This is a genomic window from Streptomyces sp. NPDC043952 (assembly GCF_056435325.1).
In genome coordinates this window covers 43,490-65,906 of sequence record NZ_JBWKES010000036.1, presented here as the reverse complement: position 1 = coordinate 65,906, position 22,417 = coordinate 43,490, and the positions used below count along the sequence as shown (strand labels likewise).

Genomic DNA, 22,417 nt, shown 5'->3' with positions numbered 1-22,417 from the left:
AATCCGCGCCGGCCGGACACACCCCGCGTAACCCTGGTCGGACCGACCAAGCCCAGACCGACCCACCGGCAAACAGCCTAAATCACCGGTATTGCGTCTAGGGCCTCTCGTTTGGATCATGCCAGGCTCGCGGGCCCTGGCACCGCTCCCTGATCCGGCCTGATCCAAACGAAAGACCCTAGGCGGGACGGGGGCCGCCCGCGGGTGGCCCCCGATCTCAGTCCAGGTAGCCCCGCAACTGGTCCGCGTACGCGTGGTCCCTGAGTTTGTTGAGGGTCTTGGACTCGATCTGGCGTATCCGTTCGCGGGTGACGCCGAAGAGGCGGCCGATCTCCTCCAGGGTGCGGGGGCGGCCGTCGAGGAGGCCGTAGCGCAGCTGTACGACCTTGCGCTCGCGCTCGCCCAGCGTGGACAGCACGGCATCCAGGTGCTGCTTGAGCAGCAGGAACGCGGCGGACTCCACGGGGCTCGCGGCGTCGCCGTCCTCGATGAGGTCGCCGAGCGCCACGTCGTCCTCCTCGCCGACGGGGGCGTGCAGCGAGACGGGTTCCTGGGCGAGCCGCAGCACCTCGCCGACCCGCTCGGGCGGCAGGTCGAGATGGGCGGCGACCTCCTCGGGCGTCGGCTCGTACCCCCGCTCCTGGAGCATGCGGCGCTGCACGCGTACGACCCGGTTGATCAGCTCCACGACATGGACCGGGACGCGGATGGTGCGGGCCTGGTCGGCGAGGGCGCGGGACATGGCCTGGCGGATCCACCAGGTGGCGTACGTGGAGAACTTGTAGCCGCGCGCGTAGTCGAACTTCTCCACGGCGCGGATCAGCCCGAGGTTGCCCTCCTGCACCAGGTCGAGCATGGTGAGGCCGCGGCCGACGTACCGCTTGGCGACGGAGACGACGAGCCGCAGATTGGCCTCGATCAGCCTGCGCTTGGCCACGCGTCCCATGACCACCAGGCGGTCCAGGTCGTGCGCCAACTCGCCGTCCAGGTCAGGGGTGTTGCTCAGCTTCTCCTCCGCGAACAGCCCTGCCTCCACCCGGCGGGCCAGCTCGACCTCCTCGGCGGCGGTGAGCAGCGGGATGCGGCCGATCTCGCGCAGGTACTGCCGGAACAGATCGGCGGACGGCCCGCCGGTCTCCGGGTGCCGTGCGGCACTCCCCTGGGGTGGCACCGCCACGAGAACGTCCGGCTCCGCGTCCGGCTCGTCCGCGACGGGACCGGTACCGCTGGGGGCAGGGGTGAGGGTCTGGGTCTGCACGAGGGCGACCTCCAGGATGTACGCCGGACTCGGCACCCCCCACAGTGTGGAGGAAGACACATCGCCGCCACGAGGGGTGTGCGGTGACTTTTTGCGTCCGGTCCGTGACCCGCTGCTGACGGCGGCCCGCCGGGGGCGGGTCTAGAGCGCCGCCGCGCCGCGTTCCCGCAGGGATTGGTCGTACTGCTGGAGGATCCACATCTCGTTCTGGACGGCGGCCAGTTGGCTCGGGTCGCCGCCGGTGGACAGGCGGGTCATCTGGAACTCGATGTCGCGGATGCGGCGTTCGACGGCGCGGCGGCGGATCTGGACCAGCACGGTGCCGGCGTAGGTCTCGTCGACGGTGCGGCGCAGGATCGGTTCGACGGCCAGCTCGGTGACCATGGCGCGCACGGTGTCGTCCGGCGCGGCCTCACGGACCCGGACCAGGTACTCCTGCGGGTCGCTCACGCCGAACTCCGCGCCGCCCGCCTCCGCGATGGTCTGGCGCACCGCGGCGTACGGCGGCGCGGTGAACTCGTCCACCCCGTAGGCGTCGAAGGCCGGGGAGACCAACTCGGGCCGCTGGAGGGCGAGTTTGAGCAGCTCGCGTTCGGCGGCGTACACCGGGTTGCGCAGGGTGAGGGCGGGCCCGGAGTGCGTGGGGTGCGGGGCAGCGGCGTATTCCGGCGTACGACTGCGTGACCTGGCTTGGTTCGCCTGTCCGCCGTTCCCGTTTCTGCGGACCAGGTAGCCGACGCGATCCACGACGAACTCCTGGTCCAGGATGCCGAGCAGGCCTGCCAGTTGTACCGCGACCTCGCGCCGCACACTGCGGTCCTTGATCTTGGCCACCACCGGCGCCGCCTCGTCCAACGCCGCCGCGCGGCCACCCGCAGTGTCCAGATCGTACCGGTCCACGATCTGCCGCAGTGCGAATTCGAACAGCGGGGTGCGGGGTTCGGTCAGGTCGGCGACCGCGTCGTCCCCCTTGGCGAGCCGCAGCTCGCAGGGGTCCATGCCGTCCGGGGCGATGGCGATGTACGTCTCGGCGGCGAACTTCTGGTCGTCCTCGAACGCCCGTAGCGCCGCCTTCTGCCCGGCCGCGTCGCCGTCGAAGGTGAAGATCACCCGTGCCGAGCCGTTGTCCATGAGCAGCCGGCGCAGGATCTTGATGTGCTCGCCGCCGAAGGCCGTGCCGCAGGTCGCGATGGCCGTCTTCACTCCGGCGAGATGGCAGGCCATGACGTCTGTGTAGCCCTCGACCACGACCGCCCGGCTGGACTTCGCGATCTCCTTCTTCGCCAGTTCGATGCCGTACAGGACCTGGGACTTCTTGTAGATCGCGGTCTCGGGGGTGTTGAGGTACTTGGGGCCGTTGTCGGACTCGTACAGCTTGCGGGCGCCGAAGCCGACGACCTCGCCGCCGATGTCCCGGATCGGCCACATCAGCCGGCCCCGGAAGCGGTCGATGGGCCCGCGCCGGCCGTCCTGGGAGAGCCCGGAGAGGACCAGCTCCTTGTCGCTGAAGCCCTTGCCGCGCAGATAGCGGGTGAGGTGGTCCCAGCCCTGGGGGCTGTAGCCGACGCCGAAGTGCACCGCCGCGTCCTGGTCGAAGCCGCGCTCGGCGAGGAAGACCCGGCCGGTCTCCGCCTCGGGGCTGTTCGCCAGCTGCTCGGCGTACCACTGCGCGGCGAGCTTGTGCGCCTCGACCAGCCGGATGCGCTCGCCGCGCTGGTGGGCCGGGTTGTACCCGCCCTCCTCGTACCGCAGCGTGATCCCGGCCTGCCCGGCGAGCCGTTCCACCGCCTCCGAGAAGGAGAGGTGGTCCACCTTCATCACGAAGGTGATGGTGTCGCCGCCCTCCTGGCAGCCGAAGCAGTGGAAGAGGCCCTTGGCGGGGCTGACCTGGAAGGACGGCGACTTCTCGTCATGGAAGGGGCACAGGCCCTTGAGGTTCCCGCCGCCCGCGTTGCGCAGCTGGAGGTACTCGGAGACCACGGCGTCGATCGGGACCGCGTCCCGTACCGCCTTCACGTCCTCGTCGTTGATCCGTCCTGCCACGCGTGAATTCTACGGTGGCGGACGGACACGGCAGGGGCACGTGGGGCGCACCGAGGGGGCGCGACCCGTCGCGCGACGGGTCGGTGCCAGCGCCGCGGCCCCCGCACCGACGGCACCCGGCGGGCCCGCGGTGGACGCGTCACCCGCCTCAGACGGCCAGCCGCTCCAACGGGACGTGCGGATCCGCCAGCGCGTCCGTGTCCACCCGCGACCGGGAGCGGATCAGCCGCTGGATCTGTTCCGTGACGTTCCACACATTCACGTTCATCCCCGCGAGCACCCGCCCCTCGCGCACCCAGAACGCGATGAACTCCCGCTTGCCCAGGTCGCCGCGGATGACCACCTGGTCGTACGACCCCGGCGGCGCCCAGCCGCTGTACTCCATCCCCAGGTCGTACTGGTCGGTGAAGAAGTACGGCACCCGGTCGTACACCGCGTCCTGCCCGAGCATGGAGCGTGCCGCGGCCGGGCCCCCGTTGAGTGCGTTGGCCCAGTGCTCGACCCGGACGCGGGTGCCGAACAGCTCCAGCGGGAACGCGGCGACGTCACCGGCGGCGTAGATGTCGGGGTCGGACGTGCGCAGCCGCTCGTCCACCACGATCCCGCCGCCCTGCGACCGGTCGGCGATCTCCAGGCCCGCGGCCTCCGCGAGCGCGACCCGCGGCACCGCGCCGATCGCCGCGAGGACGTCGTGCGCCGGGTGCTCCTCGCCGTCGTCGGTGCGCACCGCGAGGACCATGCCGTCCTGGCCGATGATCTCGGTGAGCCGGCGCCCGAAGTGGAAGCGCACGCCGTGCCCGCTGTGCAGCTGGGCGAAGACATTGCCCAGCTCGGGGCCGAGCGCGGCGGCCAGCGGGGTCGGCTCCGGCTCGATCACGGTGACCTCCGCGCCGTACTCGCGCGCCGCCGCCGCGACCTCCAGGCCGATCCACCCGGCGCCGGCGATCACCAGGTGCCCGTTGTCCCGGCCGAGGGCGGCCAGTACGCCCTTGAGCCGCTCGGCGTGCGCGAGCCGGCGCAGATGGTGGACGCCCGCGAGGCCGGTGCCGGGGATGTCCAGGCGGCGGGGCTCGGCGCCGGTGACGAGCAGCAGCTTGTCGTAGCGGACGAGGGTGCCGTCGTCGCCGTAGCGCACCGTCTTGGCCGGGCGGTCGATGTGGTCGACGGTCTGGCCGAGGTGCAGCTCGATGTCGTTGCGCGCGTACCAGGCGGGCTCGTGCACGAAGACGCTGTCGCGCTCGGCCTTGCCGAGCAGGAAGCCCTTGGAGAGCGGGGGTCGCTCGTACGGGTGGTCGCGTTCGTCGCAGATCAGTATCACCCTGCCGGTGAAGCCCTCCGCGCGGAGCGTCTCCGCCGCCTTCGCGCCGGCGAGGCCGCCTCCGACGATGACGAATGTCTGATCCGCGTCGACCACTTGTCTGCCTCCTCGTAAGGGTGCCGCCACCCGCGAGCGTCCCGCACACGGGGGGCCGCGGGAAGGGGGAGTGACCCGATCAGGCCACGGGTGTCACGTTCCTCTCACATGTGCCCGGTCAGTCTCGCGTGCAGCGAGAGCGCGGAGGCGTCGGTGAGGGATGCGATCTGGTCGACGATCACCCGCTTGCGCGCGTGGTCGTCGGATGCCCCGTCGAACAGGGCCCGAAACTGCGGATCGAGGCCGTCCGGCGCGCGGACGGTGAGCGCCTCGGCCAGCTCCGCCACGATCACCCGCTGATCGGCCCGCAGCCGCTCCTGCTCGGCGCGCTGCATCACGTACCGGTCGGCGACCGCCTTGAGCACCGCGCACTCCATCCGGGTCTCGCGGGGTACGACGAGACGCGCGTCGTAGCGGGTGAGCCGGCCGTTTCCGTAGGCGGCGCGGGTGGCGCCCTCGGCGGCCAGGCAGAACCGTCCGATGAGCTGACTGGTGGCGTCCTTCAGGCGGGCCTGGGCGGCCGCGGTGCCGTCGTAGCCGTGCGGCCACCACTCGGCGTCCTGGAGGCGGTCGAGGGCGGCGGCGAGTTCGGCCGGATCGGTGCCGGCGGGTGCGTAGCGGCCGATGGCCACCTCGAACACGGCCTGCCGTTCGGGCTCGGCGTGCAGGCAGTTGGGGTCGATGTGGCCGGCGTGCAGGCCGTCCTCGACGTCGTGCACCGAGTAGGCCACGTCGTCGGACCAGTCCATGACCTGGGCCTCGAAGCAGGTGCGGGTGCCGGGGGCGCCGGCCCTGACCCAGTCGAAGACCGGGCGGTCGTCCTCGTACACGCCGAACTTCCCCGAGGCGGGGTCGGTGGGGTGGGCGCCGCGCGGCCAGGGGTACTTGGTGGCGGCGTCGAGGGCGGCGCGGGTGAGGTTGAGGCCGACCGAGCCGTTCTCGGTGAACCGCTTGGGCTCGATGCGGGTGAGCAGCCGCAGGGACTGGGCGTTGCCCTCGAAGCCGCCGCAGTCGTCCGCGAACGCGTTGAGCGCCTGTTCGCCGTTGTGTCCGAAGGGCGGATGGCCCAGGTCGTGGGAGAGGCAGGCGGCCTCCACGAGGTCGGGGTCGCAGCCGAGGGCCGCGCCCAGTTCCCGGCCGACCTGGGCGCACTCCAGGGAGTGGGTGAGCCGGGTGCGGGGGCTGGCGTCCCAGACCTGGCTGTGGCTGCCCGGCGTGACGACCTGGGTCTTGCCGGCGAGGCGGCGCAGCGCGGCGGAGTGCAGGACGCGGGCGCGGTCGCGCTGGAAGGCGGTGCGGCCGGGGCGTTTGTCGGGCTCGGGCGCGAAGCGCTCCAGGTCCGCGGGGCCGTAGGGGTCGGGGCCGCTGGGGCCGGGGGGTGCGCTGCCTTCCATGATTCGACAGTAGACGCACGGGGTGACGATCGGGGGTGCCGGGTGGCCCAGTCGCATGGCGGATGCGGGAATCCGGCGGTCCCGGCGGGCGGGCGGACGCATCGCACAGGGAGGCGAACCGGATGCGTGCCGGTGGCGTCCTCCTTGATCGGGGCCGGTCCACCGGGGCCGGAACCGGGGCCGGGCAGCGGGCTTCGTACCAGGAGGCTCGTACCAGGGAGCTTCGTACCAGGGGGCTTCGCACCGAGGGGGACCGCATGAGGATCCGACGACCGCGGCTGCCGCGCACCCGCACGGGGCAGCGGCGCCTGGTGCAGGCCGTGATGGCGGCGTGCGTGCTGGCGCTGCTGCCGGGGGCCTGGCTGTTCACGTCCGCGGCGGACCGGCTGCGCACGGTCGCGGACGCGCCGCCCGCACCGGTCGCGGTGGTGTTCGGGGCCGGGCTGTGGAACGGGGCGCCGTCGCCGTACCTCGCGCGCCGCCTGGACGCGACGGCGGCGCTGTACCGCGCGGGCCGGGTCAGGGCCGTCCTGGTCACCGGCGACAACAGCCGCGAGGACTACGACGAGCCGGACGCCATGCGCACCTACCTGACCCGGCACGGCGTGCCGGCCGGCCGGATCGTGCGGGACTACGCCGGGTTCGACACCTGGGACTCCTGCGTCCGGGCCAGGAAGATCTTCGGCGTGGACCGGGCCCTGCTGGTCAGCCAGGGCTTCCACATCCGGCGGGCGGTCGCGCTGTGCGAGGCGGCGGGCGTCGACTCGTACGGCGTCGGGGTCGACGAGCCGCACGACGCCACCTGGTACTACGGCGGCACGCGCGAGGTGTTCGCGGCGGGCAAGGCGGCGCTGGACGCGGTCTTCCACCCGGACCCGACCTTCCTGGGCCCGCGGGACCACGGGGTCGCGAACGCGCTTGCGGAGACCGGGAGTTCGGCGCGGCGGGGGGACGGCTGAGCATGGACGCCACCGAACTGACGCCCGCCGAACGCCGGGTCCTGGACGCCTTCCCGCTGGGCGAGGGGGTCGACTTCCGGGAGGGCGAGGACGACGATCCCGCGCACGGCGCCGGCTGGGGGCCCGAACGCACTTTACGGGCGGAGTTCCTGCGGGAGTTGCTGCTGGCCGGGCCGGTGCGGGAGGGCCGTACGGCCGGGCTGAAGGTACGCGGCGCGCGGATCACCGGGATGCTGGACCTGAAGTACGGCACCGTCGCGCACGCCGTCCGGCTGCGCCACTGCCACTTCGAGCAGGCGCCCGACCTGTACGGGGCGCGGATCGTCGCCCTCGCCCTCAGCGACTCGGTACTGCCCGGCCTGAGGGCGGGCGCGCTGCGCTCCGAGGGGGTCGTACGGCTCACCTGCTGCCGTTTCTCGGGCCCGGTACGGCTCCAGGGCGCCAAGCTGGCCGGGGCGCTGTTCGTCAACGGGGCGCGATTCGGGACACCGGACGGGGACCCCGAGGAGCCCGTGCTCCAGCTCAACCACGCCGAGGTGGCCACGGACGTATGGGCCCGGCGGCTGGTGGCGCACGGCGAGGTACGGCTGAACGGGGCCGTCGTCGGCGGTCAGGTGCGCCTCGACGACGCGGTGCTCGACACGCCGGGCGGCACCGCGCTGCACGCCGAGGTCCTGTCCGTCGGCACCGACCTGCACGCGATGCGGCTGCGCGCACGGGGCCGGGTGAACCTGGGCGGCGCCCGCATCCCCCGCCAACTCAACCTGGCCTACGCCCGGTTGTCGAACCCCGGAGGCCATGCCCTGCGTGCCAGCAGCGGTGTCATCGGCGAGCTGTGGCTCCGGGAGGCCGCGCCGATCGAGGGCACCGTCAATCTGCGCCGCGCCCAGCTGGACCTGCTGCACGTGCCGCCGGAGGTCTGGCCCGAGCAGGTCCAGCTCGACGGTCTCGCCTACCGGGTGCTGACCCCGCACCTGCCCGCCGGGCAGCGCCTGCCGCTGCTGGAGCGCGAACCGGACGGCAGCTATCTCCCGCAGCCCTACGAGCAGTTGACCGCCGCCTACCGGGCGGTGGGCGACGACGCGGCCGCCCGTACCGTGCAGCTCGCCAAGCTCCGCCGCCACCGCCGCACCCTGCCGGGGTACGCCCGCCTGTGGGGCTATCTCCAGGACGCCGCCGTCGGCTACGGCTTCCGCCCGATGCGCGCCGCGTTCTGGCTGCTGCTGCTCCTGTGCACGGGCACCCTCGTCTTCGCCCTGCACCACCCGCCCGCCCTGAAGCCCTCCGAGGCCCCCGCCTTCAACCCGCTGTTCTACACCCTCGACCTGCTCCTGCCGATCATCGACTTCGGCCAGGAAGGCGCGTACGCCCCGCGCGGCGGCTTCCAGTGGCTGTCGTACGTGCTGATCGCCCTGGGCTGGGTGCTGGCGACGACGATCGCGGCGGGCGTCACCCGTTCACTGAACCGGCAATAGCCGACCCGGAGTTGACGGCTGCGGTACGGAGATCGTCCAGCCCGGCTCCGGGGACCGGCCCCGCGCTCCGTGGTCCAGCCGTCGGCACCGGCCCGGAGGGGCCCTCCGCCGGACCCGGATGACGCCCCGTCACCCGTTCCGCGACCCCCGTCGCTCCATTCGTGTGTTCTTCGTACTTTCTTCTCGTGCTGCCCGGCACACCGCCCCTGACCTGCCCCGACTCCCCCGCGCCTCAGCCGTATGGCCGCCGGGCCCGCCACCCGTTCACCGCAGTCCGGGCGATCTCTCGGCAAGCGGATCACGGCGCGAGCCCTTTACCTCGGAAGGGCAGGGGACACACCAGTCGGACAAGCTCTGGGGAGCACCATGCGACGCACCGCCCGTCTGCTGACCGGTACCGCGCTCGCCGTGGGCACGGCGGCGCTCGCCGCCGCGCCCGCCTACGGCGGAGCCACGGCCGCGCGCCCCTTGCGCGCCCCCACCGGGAGCCTGGAGGTGTACCCGTCCACCGCGATCCCCGGCGGACAGGTCACGGTCAACACCGCCGCCTGCGGGGACAAGGGCGGTGCGACGGGGGACGCGGGCGCGGTCGGCGCCGGCGTCTTCACGCTGGCGCCCACCACGCACCAGGGCGAGGCGATCGGCCAGTTCCAGGTGCCGCCGAGCGCGCAGCCGGGGACGTACGAGATCGTCGCGAAGTGCGCGGAGGGCAGCGGACAGGTGACGGGCGACCTGGTGGTGGCCCTCGCCGCGGCGCACGAGCAGGTGCAGCCGCGGGGAAGTGTGAAGACGGGGGTCGGCGGCGCGCTCGGTCCCGACCCCGTGCAGACCGCGGCGGGCGTGACGGCACTGGCCGTCGCCGCCGCGGGCGGTACCTGGCTCCTGCATCGCCGGGCGAGAGGCGACGGGATCTGACGGACACCCTCCGCTGTCCGTCCGCCGGTACCGCACGTCCCGCCCCCTCCGGGTCCGATGCCCCTCGCGGCCCGGAGGGGGAGGGGGTCCGCCCCGGCTCCAGTCCGGGGGTCCGCTCCCGCGAGAGGGGTTCGTATGCGCAGCACACGTCCGACCGGAGGCCGTACCCGTGGCATCCGGAGGGTCCGCGGGCGCCGGACGCGCCGGCTCGGGGACACCGCGATAGCCGCGGTCACCGCCGTGGCCCTCGCCTCGGGGGTCTGGCTGCTGGGCGGCCAGTCGCACACTCCCCCGCAGCCGGCCGCCGCCGAGGGCCGCCCCGACCCCGGCGAGGAGCGGCTGACCGCGCCCTCCCTGCCGCCGTCGCCGCCGCTGCGCATCCGCATCCCGGCCATCCGCGTGAACGCCCCGCTGATGGGTCTCGCCCTCACCGCCTCCGGCAGCCTGGACGTGCCGCCCGCGCGGGACAAGAACCTGGCCGGCTGGTACGAGGCCGGGACCATGCCCGGCGAGACGGGGACCGCGATCGTCGCCGGGCACGTGGACAACACGGAGGGCCCGGCCGTCTTCTACAACCTGGGCGCGCTCAAGCGGGGCGCCCGGATCGAGGTGGACCGCCGGGACGGCACGGTGGCCGAGTTCACCGTGGACGCCGTCGAGGTCTACGCCGCCAGCGACTTCCCCGACCAGAAGGTCTACGGCGCCGCCCGCCGCCCGGAGCTGCGCGTGATCACCTGCGGCGGCGGCTACTCGAAGACCACCGGCTACCAGGGCAACGTGGTCGTCTTCGCCCATCTGACCGGCAGCCGCTGAGCCGCCGCCGCTCCGCTCTCGGCCGACGCCGGATCGCTCAGTCGATGCCCGACCGCTCCACCCCCGCCACGATCCACCGCTGGAAGCACAGGAACACCACCAGCAGCGGCAGGATCGAGACGGCCGCCGCGACGAACAGCTCGTGCAGGCGCACCACCTGGGCGGTGGTGAAGGAGGACAGCGCCACCTGGACCGTCCAGGCGCTCTGGTCCTGCCCGATCACCAGCGGCCACAGGAAGGAGTTCCAGGCGCCGAGGAAGACGATGGTGCCGACCGCCGCGAACACCGGGCGCGCGTTGGGCACGACCACCAGCCAGTACGTCCGCCAGTAGCCGAGCCCGTCGACCTGGGCCGCGTCCTCCAGCTCCCGCGGGAACCCCAGGAAGTACTGCCGGAAGACGAAGCAGGCGAACGCCGAGAACAGGGTCGGGACGATGAGTCCGCGCAGCGTGGAGACCCAGCCGAGGGAGGACACCAGCACGAAGGTCGGTACGAAGGTGACGGCGGCCGGGACCAGCAGGGTGCCGAGGATGCCGTAGAACACCTTGTTCGCGTGCCGGTAGGGGATGCGGGCGAGGCCGTACCCGGCGAGGGAGGCGAGCAGCAGGGTGCCGAGGGTGGTGGCGACGGCGATCAGGGCGGAGTTGAGCAGCGAACGGGCGAACGGCACGGAGGGGTCGTCGAACAGCTCCCGTACGTTCCCCCACTTCAACTCGCTCGGGAAGAAGGTCCATTCGGGCGAGGTGATGTCCCGCTCGCTGGACAGCCCGTTGCGCACCAGCAGGTAGAAGGGGATGAGGAAGACCAGCGCGAGCAGCACGAGCAGCACGGCCCGCAGCGCCCGCCCGGCCCTGACCAGAGCGTCATCCATCGTCCTCACTCCTTCTCACCGCTCCTCGCTTTGCCCGAGCCTGAGCCAGCGCGCCTGCCCGACCGTGACGATGGCGATGATCAGCGCGAGGATCACGGCGCCCGCGCTGCCGAGCCCCAGATTCTGCCCCTGGCCGAGCGCGGTGTAGTAGAGGTAGACGAGCGGCGGACGGGCGTACGGCGGGTAACCCCGCGCGTCCGACAGCAGGTTGTAGAACTCGTCGAAGGCCTGGAAGGCGTTGATGACGAGCAGCAGCAGCACCGCGACGGAGGTGGCGCGCAGTTGGGGCAGGGTGATGTGGCGCAGCACCGTCCAACCGGGCCGGGCCCCGTCCACGGCGGCGGCCTCGTAGAGCACCGGGTCGATCCGCTGGAGCCCGGCGAGGAACAGGATCATGTAGAACCCGGCCTGGAGCCACAGCCGTACGGTCACGATGACCAGCCAGTACCAGGGCGGATGGGTGGTCGACAGCCAGGCCACGGGGTCGGTGCCGAACCAGCCGAGCACGGTGTTGGCGAGGCCGAAGCGCACCCCGTTGAAGATCGACATCTTCCAGATCAGGGCGGCCACGACATAACTGCACGCGGCCGGCAGGAAGAAGACCGACCGGAAGAACGCCCGCGCCCGCCGCACCCGGTTGACCATCAGCGCGAGGGCCAGGGAGAGGGCGAAGGTGACGGGCACGATGAAGGCGGTGAACACGAGGAAGGTGCGCAGGCTGCCGGTGAACGCGCCGTCCCTCAGCATGGCCGTGTAGTTGTCCAGGCCGACGAAGTGCGTGGGTGTCACGGTGTTGTGCGCGTCGAAGAAGCTCAGGCCGACGCTCCACAGCAGCGGGATGTACGTGAACAGCGCGAGCCCGGCCGCGAAGGGCCCGACGAACACCCAGAACCACAGGGCCCGCCGGTGCCTCACGACGTGTGCTGGACGCGGTCGAGTTCTGCGGACACCTTCCGTACAACGCCCCGCAGTTCGCTCTCCGGGTTCGCGCCGTCCTTGATGATCCGGCTGAGCGCGTCCTGGTAGGCGGTCTGGGCGGCGGGGGTCCACAGCAGCGGCTGGGCGTACCCGTGGTCGGTGGCGAACCGTACGGCGTCGGCGGCGGCGCCCGTCCTCAGCTTGGCGGCCTTCTTCGCGAGCGAGATCCGTGCCGGGATGTGGAACCCGTATCCGAGCGCGAAGTCCTCCTGGTAGTCGGTCCGTTCCACCCAGAGCCACTTCACGTACTCTTCCGCCGCCTCCTTGTGCTTGCTCCGCGCACTGACGGCGGCCCCGTACGCCCCGACGGGAACGGTCGGCTTCCCTTGCTTCCCGTCCCCCGGAAACGGCAACACCCCGAAGTCGTCCCCGAGTTCCTTCTGTACCTGTGGCAGCGCCCAGAGCCCGGACCACTGCATCGCGGTGAGCCCCTGGAGGAAGGCCGAGGGGTCGGACCAGTCGGTGGGCGCGCCTAGGAGCAGCGACTTGGCGGCGTACAGCTCCCTCAGCTTTCCGAGTGTGCGGGCCGCTGCGGGGTCGTCGAAGCCGACCTTCCCGTCGTCCGTGACCAGCCGGAGCCCCGCGGCGTACAGGGGCGTGCCGCCGAGCACCCCGGCGCCGCCGTCATTGCCGAGAAACAGCCCCTTGACCTTCCTGCTGGTCAACTTCCGTGCCGCGTCCACGAGTTCGTCGAGCGACTGCGGTGGCCGGGCGCCCGCGTCGCGCAGCATGCTCTTGCGGTAGTAGAGCATCTGCATGTCGATGGTCTGCGGAATGCCGTAGACCTTCCCCTGGTACGTCTTCGGCGCCAGCACCGCCGGGTTGAAGTCGTCCCTGACCCCGTCCAGCAGCGCGGTCAGATCCTCGACCTGCCCGCCCTGGATCTGGTCGAGCGAGGGCCCGTTGACCTCGAACACATCGGGCCCGGAATCGGTGAGCAGGGCCGCGGCCGTCTGCTGATCGTAATTTCCGGGCCGCCACTGCACGGTGACGTGCGCCTTGGTGTAGGCGGCCGCGTACCGCTTCACCGCCTGCTCGGTCCCGGCCTCGCCGTACTGGTGATACCACTGCGCCAGCTGCACCCCACCGGAACCCCCGCGCCCGGTATTGGACCCACAGGCACTCAGCACACCCACCCCGAGCCCGGCACCCGCACCCAGCAGCGTCCTGCGGCTGATCGTCATCCACTTCCCCCTGACGTCGTCCTCAACGCACGGCCCAACGATCAACCATGCGGGCCGATTACGAAAGGGGTGTTGCGGCGGTGTGTCACTGCACACGGACGGTGGGTGAGGGGTTTGACCCGACGCCCGCGCCCTCATGGAGGACCACGAGCCGCGCCGCCTCTTCCCGGAATCGATCCCGAGTACCTTCGCCCACCAGCAGTCGTTCGAGTCGTTCCCGCTCCATACCCGACGCCCCCACCGAGATCCTGCGGTACAAAGGTTGCAGGTTCGAGTCCAGCCGAGCGCACATGGGACCAGAGGCCCCAGGGATGTCCGGGGCCTGTGCGGACAACTCGCCCGCCTCTCGGAAGGTCAGGAAGCGATGAGGCGGCTGGTGAAGCCGTCGCGGATGAGGGATTCATACGCTCCACGCACGTCTGCCGGGACCTCCTGTTCGATGGCGAATCCGCGCTTCGGGTACTCGATCACCCGCTGGAGATCACCGACGAGCATGTCCAGGACGAGCTTCTCGTCTCCGATGGACTTCACGTAGTCGTCGAGCTCCAACGGCTCCGACGCGCAGAGGATCTCGACGCCGGGCCACAGCTTGCGCGCGGTCGCGTACGAGCGCCGTTCCATGTAGGGCTTGGAGACCAGCAGCACGGTGGCCGGGGTGATTCCGGCGGCGGCGAGAACCTCACGGGAGAAAGTGATGTTCTGCCCGGTGTTGCCGGCAGACGGTTCGAGCAGGATCGCCTCGGAGGGGACGCCGAGGTCGATGGCGTGCTCGCGGAAGTGGACGGCTTCGCCGCGTGGGAAGACCTTGGTGGTGGTGGGGCTGTTGCCGCCGGTGAAGACCAGGGTCGGGAACAGCCCGGCGCGGTACAACTCGGCGGAGCGGGTGGCGACGCCGAGGTCGTGACTGCCCAGGCCGATCGCCACGTCGACGGGCCGCAGCGCGTGGTGCATCTGGTGGTACTCCCAGATCAGCGCGGCCCGGTGCCACTGGTCCTCGGTGATGGCCTGCTGGTTGTCGCCCACGCGTCTCTCCCTGTCACCGTCGCCGGGGGCCAATCCGGCTCTCTCGTGGCCTTGATGCCCTCGATGCTGCGCAGTTGGTGCACGAGGCCGTACTGGGCGGCCGTGCGAATGGCTTGATCGAGGACGAGGAGTCCATCATCCCTGGTCGCCGGGTCGGAGAGCAGGATGTGGCCGTAGGCGGTGTCCAGCCGTACGCGTTGCATCGGTGAGTCGGTGGTCCCACTGCTGCGGGCGATGCCGATGAAGTGCAGGGCTTGGGTGAGGTCGCCGGCACCACGACGGGCAAGAGCGAGTTTCTGGTGGGCCACCGACCAGTCGTCGGGTTCGGTCAGGTCCTCGAAGGCGCGGGTCGCGGCCTGCATGACGCGGGTCGCGTAGCCGTGCCGGCCGTTCTTGCTCAGCGCGGTACCGACCCACAGGCGGGCCCTGGCACGGTCCCGGAGGGAGAGCCGGTCGTCGGCGGCGAGGATTTCGTATTGGCGGGCTGCGCTCTCCAACTTGCCGGACATTTCCGCGACCACCGCGAGGGAGAGGTCGAGCTGGGCGACCCGGCGCGGGATGCCGAGCTGAGTGAAGACCGCGCGTGCCGCCGTATACGAGTGCTGGGCGGAAAGGGGACCGAGTACGCAGCCTTGGTCGCGTTTGAGATCACCGAGCAGTGCGGTCGAGCGGGCGAAAAGATACAGGCCCTTCTCGTCCAGTTCCCGGGCGTCGAACCGGGTCAGCCAGCGGCTGAGGAGGCTGTCGGCGAAGGTGAAGTTCTGCTGGGACAGCGCGATCACGACGCGGTCCAGGTCCTCGGCCCATGATTCGTACTCCCAAGCGCGAGGGCCGGTCCCGACGACGCGGCGGGCGGCATTCTGTACGGTGCCGGCCATCGCGGACAAGATCGTCTCGAAGCGCAGATGGGCGGAGGTATCCGCGCGGGCGAGGGCGGTGTCGAGGATGGCCTGCGTGTCAGGTCGTGGCTCGGTTGCCGCGCGCTTGCTCTCCCACTTCGAGACCGTGGCGACGGCGACTTGGAGGTGCTCGGCGAAGGCTCGCACGCTCAACCGCAAGGCGAGACGCAGGGCCCTGGTCTCCAAGCCGGTCCACTGGTGCACGGTGGCCACGCGTCACTCCCTTCCACCGTCATCGAAGCAGACGCACGTAAGCCGCGGGACGAAAGTGGAACGAAAGTAGAACGACGGGTGATGGGCCGGAAGCTCGGTGACGTTCATGCTCGTGTTCGTCACCGCTTGTCCACCCATGAGAGGGCTCCCGCACGGCCCCTCACTGAACGCCGCCTGATCAGCAGACCGGTGGTCAACGGTCTGCTGCGGTGACACGGGTCTCCGAAGCCCGGCAGGAGGAGCTGGGCCCTCGGCAGAGGGCGCCGCTTCCGGAACGCACAACGCCCTGGCGACCGCGCGAATGGCCCCAGGGCCCGGCCGATCTGAGAAAGCAGACCGACATGCCGCAACCTACGACGCGGGTCCGCCCGACCGGGCACCCCGGCTACAGCGAGACGCTGCCGCGCGATCCCGAAAGCGCCGCGATCGCGCGCCGTTTGGTACGCGTCGCCCTCTCCACCTGGGGACTGGACGACCTGACTGATGACGGTCTCCTGATCGTCTCCGAGCTGGTGGCCAACGCGGTTCGGCATGCCAGGCGGCGGTCCATCCGCGTGATGGTGGAACGCATCGCGCCGCGCACGGTATGGGTGGCCGTCGCGGACTTCTCCCACGCGCTGCCTGTGCCCTGTGCGCCGAAGAACGACGAGGAGGGCGGACGCGGTCTGACCCTCGTCGCGGCGCTGGCGGCGAACTGGGGCGCGGATGAACGGCGCTGGGGGAAGGTCGTGTGGGCAGACCTGGAGGCTCACGGGTGACCGACGAAGCAAGCCCCCGACGCAGCCGAGCCCGAGCCCACCTGTGCCAACTGATCGACATGTTCGGCGCAGACGGGTGCCTGCGGATCAACACGACCTCTACTCCCGACCCGGGCAGCTCGATCCCGGCTGTTGCTCCTGATGGCGGTGAGCCGGAGGACGACGAGCAGACCTGAGGCAGTTGTCACAGATCTCGACTCATGCAAGCAAAAGCCGTTTAGCCAGCTCGACGGCTTGGCCTGACGGCCTCCGCAGCCGAGACCCGAGAGGCGGCACCCCCGCACAGGGTGCCGCCTCTTTCGTGCGCCGGGGGCGTCGTCGGTCGGGTGAGGGTCGGGGACCGGCGGCGGACCCGGGGTTCGTGGGGCCGGAGGGGTCAGCGGTGGTCGCTGCCCGTGGACTGGGTGGCCGCGCGGCCCGCTTCGAGGCGGGCGACCGGGATGCGGAACGGGGAGCAGGAGACGTAGTCGAGGCCGGCCTCGTGGAAGAAGTGGACCGACTCGGGGTCGCCGCCGTGCTCGCCGCAGACGCCGAGCTTGAGGTCGGGGCGGGTGCGCCGGCCGGCCTCCGCGGCGGCCTTCACCAGGGAGCCCACGCCGTCCTTGTCGATCGTCTCGAACGGGGAGACGCCGAAGATGCCCTTCTCCAGGTAGGCCGTGAAGAAGGAGGCCTCCACGTCGTCCCGGCTGAAGCCCCAGACCGTCTGCGTGAGGTCGTTCGTGCCGAAGGAGAAGAACTCCGCCGCCTCCGCGATCTGACCGGCGGTCAGCGCGGCGCGCGGCAGCTCGATCATCGTGCCGATCGCCAGCTTCAGCTCCGTGCCCGTCGCCGCCTGGACCTCCGCGACGACCTTGTCGGCCTCCTCGCGGACGATCTCCAGCTCCTGGACCGTGCCCACCAGCGGGATCATGATCTCGGCGCGCGGGTCGCCCTTCGCCGCCTTGCGCTCCGCCGCCGCCTCGGCGATCGCGCGGACCTGCATCGCGAACAGGCCGGGGATGACGAGCCCGAGGCGCACGCCGCGCAGGCCCAGCATGGGGTTCTGCTCGTGCAGGCGGTGCACGGCCTGGAGCAGGCGCAGGTCGTTCTCGTGCGGCTCCTGGCGGGACTCGGCGAGGGCCACGCGCACGGAGAGTTCCGTGATGTCGGGCAGGAACTCGTGCAGCGGCGGGTCGAGGAGGCGGATGGTGACCGGCAGGCCGTCCATCGCCTCGAACAGCTCGACGAAGTCCTTCTTCTGGAGCGGCAGCAGCTCGGACAGGGCCGACTCGCGCTCCCGCGCGGTGTCCGCGAGGATCAGCTTCTCGACCATCTCGCGCCGCTCGCCGAGGAACATGTGCTCGGTGCGGCACAGGCCGATGCCCTGGGCGCCGAAGCGGCGGGCGCGCAGCGCGTCCTCGGCGTTGTCCGCGTTGGCCCGCACCCGCAGCCGGCGCTTGCGGTCGGCGAAGGCCATCATCCGGTGCACGGCCTCGACCAGCTCGTCCGCGTCGTCGGCGCCCGGATGCATCCGGCCCTCGAAGTACTCCACGACCGGGGACGGCACCACCGGGACCTCGCCCAGGTAGACCTTGCCGGTGGAGCCGTCGATGGAGATGACGTCGCCCTCCTCGACCACGTGTCCGCCGGGGACCGTCATCCGGCGCCGCTTGGTGTCGACCTCCAGCTCCTCCGCGCCGCACACACAGGTCTTGCCCATGCCGCGCGCGACCACGGCCGCGTGCGAGGTCTTGCCGCCGCGCGAGGTCAGGATGCCCTCGGCCGCGATCATGCCGTCCAGGTCGTCGGGGTTGGTCTCCCGGCGGACCAGGATGACCTTCTCGCCCGAGCGCGACCACTTGACGGCGGTGTACGAGTCGAAGACCGCCTTGCCGACCGCCGCGCCCGGCGACGCCGCGATGCCGCGCCCGACCTGCTCGACCTTCGCCTTCTCGTCGAAGCGCGGGAACATCAGCTGGGCCAGCTGGGCGCCGGTGACGCGCTGGAGCGCCTCGGTCTCGTCGATCAGGCCCTGGTCGACGAGCTGGGTGGCGATGCGGAACGCGGCGCCCGCGGTGCGCTTGCCGACACGGGTCTGGAGCATCCACAGCTGACCGCGCTCGATAGTGAACTCGATGTCGCAGAGGTCCTTGTAGTGGTTCTCCAGCGTCTCCATGATCTGCATCAGCTGGTCGTACGACTTCTTGTCGATCTGCTCCAGCTCCGCCAGCGGGACGGTGTTGCGGATGCCCGCCACCACGTCCTCGCCCTGGGCGTTCTGGAGGTAGTCGCCGTAGACGCCCTGGTGGCCGGAGGCGGGGTCGCGGGTGAAGGCGACGCCGGTGCCGGAGTCGGGGCCGAGGTTGCCGAAGACCATCGAGCAGACGTTGACGGCCGTGCCCAGGTCGTGCGGGATGCGCTCCTGGCGGCGGTACAGCTTGGCCCGGTCGCCGTTCCAGGACTCGAAGACGGCCTTGATGGCGAGGTCCATCTGCTCCCGCGGATCCTGCGGGAACTCCCGGCCCGCCTCCTTCTTGACGATCTTCTTGAAGGCGGTGACCAGCTTCTTCAGGTCGGCGGCCTCCAGGTCGGTGTCGACCTTGACCTTCTTGGCCTCCTTGGCCTTCTCCAGGGCCTCCTCGAAGAGGTCGCCGTCGACGCCGAGGACGGTCTTGCCGAACATCTGGATGAGGCGGCGGTAGGAGTCCCAGGCGAAACGCTCGTCGCCGGCCTGCTTGGCCAGGCCCTGGACCGACTTGTCCGACAGACCGATGTTGAGGACGGTGTCCATCATGCCGGGCATGGAGAACTTGGCGCCCGAGCGCACCGACACCAGCAGCGGGTCGTCCGCCTGGCCGAGCTTCTTTCCCATGCGGGCTTCGAGGGCGTCGAGATGGGCGCTCACCTCGTCACGCAGTGCCGCCGGCTCCTCGCCGTTCGCCAGGTAGCTCTTGCAGGCCTCCGTGGTGATGGTGAAACCGGGAGGAACCGGAAGTCCGAGGTTGGTCATCTCGGCGAGGTTCGCGCCCTTGCCACCGAGGAGGTCTTTGAGGTCCTTGTTCCCCTCGGTGAAGTCGTAAACGAACTTCGCTACCTGGGGTGCTTTGTTTTCCGACACGGGACTCGACTCCTTGAGGCCACGGTGGCTGCCCTGACGGCCAGGAACATACCCAGATCGAAGGCACATGGGTACGTCCACTTGCGGGTCATGTGCATGTAACCACCCGTCCGCCAGCGGATCGAAAGTCAAAGCTTGGCAAGACGCAACGCCGTTATGTGTTCATTTCTTGAAGACAAACCCGCCGGAAGAGTGGACTCAGTGCTCACTTGAGCGCCTCCCGCCGCGATTGAGTTCGATCGATGAACGATCAAGGGGTGGCACCCAGTGCCACCCCTTGGAGAAGTGCAGCCACCCCCGAATCGCTCATATGAGCGCAGCCCTTATCAAGGGTGGCGAGAATCACGCTGCCACAGAGCCCCGGATTTCACCATCCGGACCCCGCTCCGGCGCGTCCTCACACCCCCAGCGCCCGCAGCCGCTCCTCCACCCGCTCCGGCGCATACAGGTGTTCCACCACCAGCGCCCCCGCTCCGATGAGCGCGGCCCGCTCCCCCAGCCGGGAGGTGACCACGTCCAGGTGGGCCGTGGAGCGCGGCAGCGCCCGCTGGTAGAGCAGTTCCCGGACGCCGGTGAGGAAGGGTGTTCCGGCCAGATCTCCGGCGATCATCAGCACGCCCGGATTGAGCAGCGTGACGACGGTCGCCAGCACGTCCCCGACCCGGCGCCCCGCCTCGCGGGCCAGCGCCGCCGCCTCCGGGTGCCCCGCCGCCAGCAGGTCCCGTACGTCCGACCCGGAGGCGGCCGGCACCCCGGAGGCCGCCAGCCGCCGGGCCACGGCACCGCCGCTCGCGACGGCGGCGAGACAGCCGTGCGAACCGCACCGGCACAGCGCGTCCGCGCCCACCCGGATGTGCCCGATGTCGCCCGCGCCGCCGTCGATCCCCCGGTATATGGAGCCGTCGACCACGACGCCCGCGCCTATGCCGGTGGACACCTTCACCAGGACGAAGGCCGCGCACTCGGGATGGCCCGCGCGCTGTTCGCCGTACGCCATGAGGTTGGCGTCGTTGTCCACCAGGACCGGGACCGGCGGCGCGCCGGTGTGTTCGGTGAGGGCGCGGGAGAGGCGGCCCGTTATGTCGTAGCCGTCCCAGCCGGGCATCATCGGGGGCTGCACCACCCGGCCGGTCGAGGTGTCCACCGGCCCCGGCACCGCGAGCCCGATGCCGCACACCTCGGCCGGTGGCGCCCCGGCTTTCTCCAGCAACTCGCCGAACCAGCGCCCGAGTTCGCCGAGGACCGGCTCCGGGCCCTCCTCGATCACCAGGGTGCCGGAGTGCTCGGCCAGGATCTCGCCGGTCAGCGAGAGCACGGCGGCGCGCGCGTGCCGGGTGTCGAGGTCGGCGGCGAGGACCACCGCGTGGGAGCCGTCGAACTCCAGGGTGATGGAGGGGCGTCCGCCGAGCGGCGAGTCGACCGGCCCGCCGGCGCCCTCGCGCAGCCAGCCGGCCCGGAACAGCCGGTCCAGGCGCTGGCCGACGGTGGCCCGCGAGAGCCCGGTCGCCTGCTGGAGCGCACCCCGCGTCACGGCCCGTCCGCTGCGCACCAGTTCGAGCAGTTCCCCGGCGCCTGCCTGACTGCCGTTTCTGGAGTTCATCCCGTTCCTCCCCGGACGTCCGGTCATGCGCACCCCCTTGTGTTTCCCAAGCGTGCATTACATAGTGGGTTTTGCGTGTTAAATAGACGTAACTCTACGGCGGCCGATGCCGAACCCGGTCGGCCGTGCGTCCGGACGTCGTCGTCTTGGGGGAGCCCCGAGTGGACCGCACCGCCCAACTCACCGCCCACGCGCTGTCGTACGCGCCCCCGGACACCCTGCCGGTCCGGGCCGCGCGGGTGCTCGACGCCAACTGGACGGGCGCCTCGACGGTCCCCTCCCGGAGCCTGTACCCCCACCAGTGGTCCTGGGACTCGGCGTTCATCGCGATCGGGCTGCGGCACCTGTCACCGCTGCGCGCGCAGGGCGAGCTGGAGACGCTGCTGGCCGCCCAGTGGACGGACGGGCGCGTGCCGCACATCGTCTTCAACCCCTCCGTCCCGCTCGACGCCTACTTCCCCGGCCCCGACTTCTGGCGCTCCACCACCGCCGGACGCGCGGCGGGCGCCCCGCGCACGGTACAGACGTCCGGCATCGTGCAGCCACCGGTGCACGCGCTGGCGGCCTGGCTGGTGCACCGCGCCGACCCCGGACTCTCCCACGCCCGCGGCTTCCTGGCGCGGGTCTATCCGAGGCTGGCCGCCTGGCACCGGTATCTGCTGCGCCACCGGGACCTGGGCGGCGGCGGCCTGGTGTCCGTCGTCCACCCCTGGGAGCAGGGCATGGACAACAGCCCCTGCTGGGACGCGCCGCTCGCGCGGATCACCCCGGCCCCGGCCCGCTCCTTCCGCCGGGCCGACCTGGACCACGGCGCGCCCGAGGACCGGCCGACGGATCTGGACTACGGGCGGTACGTACGGCTGGCCGTCGAGTACCGGGACGACCACTACGCCGACGGCAACGGCGAGTTCGCGGTGGAGGACCCGTCCTTCAACGCCCTGCTCATCGCCTCCGAGCACGCACTCGCGCACATCGCCGCCGAGTTGGGCGCCGGCCCCGGCGCCCGGCACGCGCGGGCCGAGCGGCTGACGTCGGCGCTGGTGGAGCGGCTGTGGAGCGCGGAGGCCGGGATGTTCCTGTGCCGGGACGTGCGCGGCGGCCAACTGATCCCCGAACGGGCCGTGTCGGGCCTGGTCCCGCTCCTTCTTCCCACGCTGCCGCGCGAGTTGGTCACCGCCCTGGTGCGCACCCTGACCGGCCCGCACTTCGGGCTCGGCGGCGCGACCCGGCTCGTGCCCAGTTACGACCTGCTCGGCGAGGCGTTCGATCCGCACCGGTACTGGCGCGGCCCGGCCTGGTTCAACACCGGTTGGCTGGTGGAGCGGGGGCTGCGGCTGCACGGCGAGCGGGCGCCGGCCGACGCGCTGCGGACGGCGTTCCTGGAACTGGCCGAGACGACCGGCTTCGCCGAGTACGTGGACCCGTACACGGGCGAGGCGTGCGGCGCGACCGGCTTCGGCTGGACCGCGGCGCTCGCGCTCGATCTGCACCACAGGCTTGACGACCGGCCCGCCTGACGGGCC

Annotated in this window: 17 protein-coding genes; 6 read left to right on the top strand and 11 right to left on the bottom strand. The window is 71.4% G+C overall.

The window, feature by feature from the left end:
* Positions 1–217 precede the first annotated feature (217 nt).
* The 4 genes from AC069R_RS28730 to AC069R_RS28715 form a co-directional block, all read right to left on the bottom strand.
* Positions 218–1,294 (bottom strand): RNA polymerase sigma factor, encoded by a 1,077-nt coding sequence (locus AC069R_RS28730; RefSeq protein ID WP_478769681.1) that lies wholly within the window; start codon positions 1,292–1,294, stop codon positions 218–220.
* Positions 1,295–1,399: 105 nt separating this feature from the next.
* Complete coding sequence (gene dnaG / locus AC069R_RS28725) at positions 1,400–3,301, bottom strand: DNA primase (RefSeq protein ID WP_478769680.1); 1,902 nt, start codon at positions 3,299–3,301, stop codon at positions 1,400–1,402.
* A gap of 148 nt (positions 3,302–3,449) precedes the next feature.
* The gene (locus tag AC069R_RS28720; protein WP_478769679.1) at positions 3,450–4,715 is read right to left on the bottom strand and encodes an NAD(P)/FAD-dependent oxidoreductase; all 1,266 of its coding nucleotides are present in this window, start codon (positions 4,713–4,715) and stop codon (positions 3,450–3,452) included.
* A gap of 104 nt (positions 4,716–4,819) precedes the next feature.
* Positions 4,820–6,109: a deoxyguanosinetriphosphate triphosphohydrolase gene (locus tag AC069R_RS28715; RefSeq protein ID WP_478769678.1), complete on the bottom strand. Its 1,290-nt coding sequence runs from the start codon at positions 6,107–6,109 to the stop codon at positions 4,820–4,822.
* 257 nt (positions 6,110–6,366) lie between these two features.
* Here AC069R_RS28715 and AC069R_RS28710 point away from each other — a divergent pair, with 257 nt between their 5' ends.
* From AC069R_RS28710 to AC069R_RS28695, 4 genes are all read left to right on the top strand, one after another.
* A complete protein-coding gene (locus AC069R_RS28710) occupies positions 6,367–7,068 on the top strand; it encodes a SanA/YdcF family protein (protein ID WP_478769677.1) in 702 nt (233 codons plus the stop codon).
* Between the two features lie 2 nt (positions 7,069–7,070).
* A complete protein-coding gene (locus tag AC069R_RS28705) occupies positions 7,071–8,543 on the top strand; it encodes a membrane-associated oxidoreductase (protein WP_478769676.1) in 1,473 nt (490 codons plus the stop codon).
* 366 nt (positions 8,544–8,909) lie between these two features.
* On the top strand, positions 8,910–9,458 hold the full coding sequence (locus AC069R_RS28700) for a hypothetical protein (protein ID WP_397986065.1): 549 nt from the start codon (positions 8,910–8,912) through the stop codon (positions 9,456–9,458).
* Between the two features lie 135 nt (positions 9,459–9,593).
* Complete coding sequence (locus AC069R_RS28695; RefSeq protein ID WP_478769675.1) at positions 9,594–10,271, top strand: class F sortase; 678 nt, start codon at positions 9,594–9,596, stop codon at positions 10,269–10,271.
* 37 nt (positions 10,272–10,308) lie between these two features.
* Here the strand turns inward: AC069R_RS28695 and AC069R_RS28690 are convergent, their stop codons facing one another.
* The 5 genes from AC069R_RS28690 to AC069R_RS28670 form a co-directional block, all read right to left on the bottom strand.
* Entirely contained in the window at positions 10,309–11,142 is an 834-nt protein-coding gene (locus AC069R_RS28690; protein ID WP_478769674.1) for a carbohydrate ABC transporter permease, read from the bottom strand.
* A 15-nt stretch (positions 11,143–11,157) separates the two neighbouring features.
* Complete coding sequence (locus AC069R_RS28685; protein WP_478769673.1) at positions 11,158–12,057, bottom strand: carbohydrate ABC transporter permease; 900 nt, start codon at positions 12,055–12,057, stop codon at positions 11,158–11,160.
* Positions 12,054–13,304 carry an ABC transporter substrate-binding protein gene (locus AC069R_RS28680; protein ID WP_478769672.1) on the bottom strand — a complete coding sequence of 417 codons (1,251 nt, stop codon included), beginning with the start codon at positions 13,302–13,304 and terminating at the stop codon, positions 12,054–12,056. The genes AC069R_RS28685 and AC069R_RS28680 overlap by 4 nt, the downstream gene beginning before the upstream one ends.
* A 354-nt stretch (positions 13,305–13,658) precedes the next feature.
* The gene (locus AC069R_RS28675; protein WP_478769671.1) at positions 13,659–14,327 is read right to left on the bottom strand and encodes a YdcF family protein; all 669 of its coding nucleotides are present in this window, start codon (positions 14,325–14,327) and stop codon (positions 13,659–13,661) included.
* Positions 14,273–15,439, bottom strand: a complete 1,167-nt coding sequence (locus AC069R_RS28670; protein WP_478769670.1) for a helix-turn-helix domain-containing protein — start codon at positions 15,437–15,439, stop codon at positions 14,273–14,275. Before AC069R_RS28670 ends, AC069R_RS28675 begins: the two co-directional genes overlap by 55 nt.
* Positions 15,440–15,780: 341 nt before the next feature.
* Between AC069R_RS28670 and AC069R_RS28665 the strand changes: the two genes are divergently transcribed.
* The gene (locus tag AC069R_RS28665; protein ID WP_478769669.1) at positions 15,781–16,197 is read left to right on the top strand and encodes an ATP-binding protein; all 417 of its coding nucleotides are present in this window, start codon (positions 15,781–15,783) and stop codon (positions 16,195–16,197) included.
* A 376-nt stretch (positions 16,198–16,573) separates the two neighbouring features.
* Here the strand turns inward: AC069R_RS28665 and ppdK are convergent, their stop codons facing one another.
* Both ppdK and AC069R_RS28655 read right to left on the bottom strand, forming a co-directional pair.
* On the bottom strand, positions 16,574–19,294 hold the full coding sequence (ppdK, locus tag AC069R_RS28660; protein WP_478769668.1) for a pyruvate, phosphate dikinase: 2,721 nt from the start codon (positions 19,292–19,294) through the stop codon (positions 16,574–16,576).
* Positions 19,295–19,691: 397 nt separating this feature from the next.
* Positions 19,692–20,921 (bottom strand): ROK family protein, encoded by a 1,230-nt coding sequence (locus AC069R_RS28655; RefSeq protein WP_478769667.1) that lies wholly within the window; start codon positions 20,919–20,921, stop codon positions 19,692–19,694.
* A gap of 134 nt (positions 20,922–21,055) precedes the next feature.
* Here AC069R_RS28655 and AC069R_RS28650 point away from each other — a divergent pair, with 134 nt between their 5' ends.
* Positions 21,056–22,411, top strand: a complete 1,356-nt coding sequence (locus AC069R_RS28650) for an MGH1-like glycoside hydrolase domain-containing protein (RefSeq protein WP_478769666.1) — start codon at positions 21,056–21,058, stop codon at positions 22,409–22,411.
* Positions 22,412–22,417 lie beyond the last annotated feature (6 nt).